This is a genomic window from uncultured Acetatifactor sp. (assembly GCF_948601915.1).
In the GTDB taxonomy this organism is placed as follows: Bacteria; Bacillota; Clostridia; order Lachnospirales; family Lachnospiraceae; genus Acetatifactor.
This window is the reverse complement of sequence record NZ_CAPDXS010000283.1, coordinates 1-1,584: the sequence shown is the minus strand read 5'-3', so window position 1 is coordinate 1,584 and position 1,584 is coordinate 1. Positions and strand designations below refer to the sequence as shown.

Below are 1,584 nucleotides of genomic sequence, written 5' to 3'. Positions count from 1 at the left end.
ATGGAATCCGTGTGGATTTTTTCGGGCTGCCGGCCGGGGGAGAAGAGGCGCTGCTGATTACCCTGAAGGGGGACATCTGCCGGATCGGCTTTCGGGAGAGGATTCATTTGTTCCGGGCATTGGGGATTCTGCGGGAGAATGGGGGAAAGTCCCAAATGAACCATACAGAAAAAATGTATATCCCCAGGATAGGCGTTATGATTGACGCCTCCCGGAACAGTGTGCCTAATCCTGGATTTCTGAGAGATGTTCTGGACCGCATGGCGCTGATGGGGCTGAATTGCCTGATCCTGTACATGGAGGATGTGTATGAGCTGGAGGGAGAGCCCCGGTTCGGCTATATGCGGGGAGGCTATACCCGGGAACAGCTGCGGCAGTTGGACGACTATGCGCATCAGTACGGCATCAGCATAGTGGCGTCCGTGGGCCATGAGGTTCTGGACGCCCGCTTTGCCGCATGTACCGGATTATGCGCAGGGTGGTTTGCGGACACGGCTTTTCTGGACGTGGTTCCCTGCAGCAATCCGGAGAACCGCTGGCCGCCCAATCCCTCCAAATATCTTCTCTGGCAGGATCCTCTGGAGGGACTGTACGACGCGGATCTGCGGGGGCTTGGACTGGATGCGCATTATGGGAAAACGGCGCGGCTGCTGGAGGCGGACCTGGAAAAGGCAGGGGAGGAAGGATGGTTTTTACTGGTTCCGCTCCTTCTGGCCAAGTCCCTGCAGCTGAAAGCCGCTTTGGGGGAAAGGCTGCATCAGCACTATAAAGACAGGGACCGGGAGGCCCTTGGAAAAGACGCGGAACAGATGAGGGAACTGCTTGACCGGGTGAAAGCGCTGCGGACTGCCCACAGGCAGCAGTGGATGCAGACCTGTTCTCCCTTTGGCTGGTCCCGGCTGGATCTCCGCTACGGAGGGCTTACTGCCAGGCTTGAGACAGCCGTATATCGTCTGGGACAATATTTGGACGGCAGCCTGTCCGAACTTCCGGAACTGGAGGCGCCCCGGTATGAAAAAGACCGCAGCGGGCAGTTTTTGGGGAAGGGAATATGGAAGGTCTATGAGGGCTGCGCGACATTGAGCGACGGCTGATATGAATATCAGCCCAGGAAAATTTTTCCGCGGGGATGGCAGAGGCCGGAACGGCGGAGCGAGAGTTTCGATTGCAGGAGAAGAGAGACAGGAATGAATGAAAAAATATACGAGTTTGAATCCCTGATTTACAGCGCAGGGGACACAGGAGGAGCTTATGTGTTGTTTCCCTATGACATCCGGAAGGAATTCGGCCGGGGCAGGGTGAAAGTCCACGCCACCTTTGACGGGGAGCCCTATGACGGCAGCATTGTGAATATGGGCGTAAAGAATGAGGACGGGAGCATCTGCTATATCCTGGGCCTGCGGAAGGATATCCGCGCCAAAATCGGGAAGCAGCCCGGGGACCAGGTGCGGGTAACAGTGACAGAGCGGGAGTAAGGAAGTGTCTACAAATAACCGCTACAAGTTTGCAGCAATTTTTATTGTATTTCCGGGCTTTTTCCTAAACAAATTGTAGCGGTTATTTTCCGACAATTCCTAAGGAGAT

2 protein-coding genes are annotated in these 1,584 nt (G+C 55.4%); both read left to right on the top strand.

The window, feature by feature from the left end; all coding sequences use genetic code 11:
- Positions 1-1,094 (top strand): hypothetical protein (locus Q2B33_RS24065; RefSeq protein ID WP_330691431.1); only part of this gene is annotated, 1,094 nt, incomplete at its 5' end.
- 93 nt (positions 1,095-1,187) lie between these two features.
- Positions 1,188-1,475: a DUF1905 domain-containing protein gene (locus Q2B33_RS24060; protein WP_300784616.1), complete on the top strand. Its 288-nt coding sequence runs from the start codon at positions 1,188-1,190 to the stop codon at positions 1,473-1,475.
- Positions 1,476-1,584: the final 109 nt, after the last annotated feature.

Excerpts from the sequence above, each read along its gene's own strand:
- Q2B33_RS24060 (WP_300784616.1), top strand. The coding sequence starts at position 1,188 with ATGAATGAAAAAATATACGAGTTTGAATCCCTGATTTACAGCGCAGGG.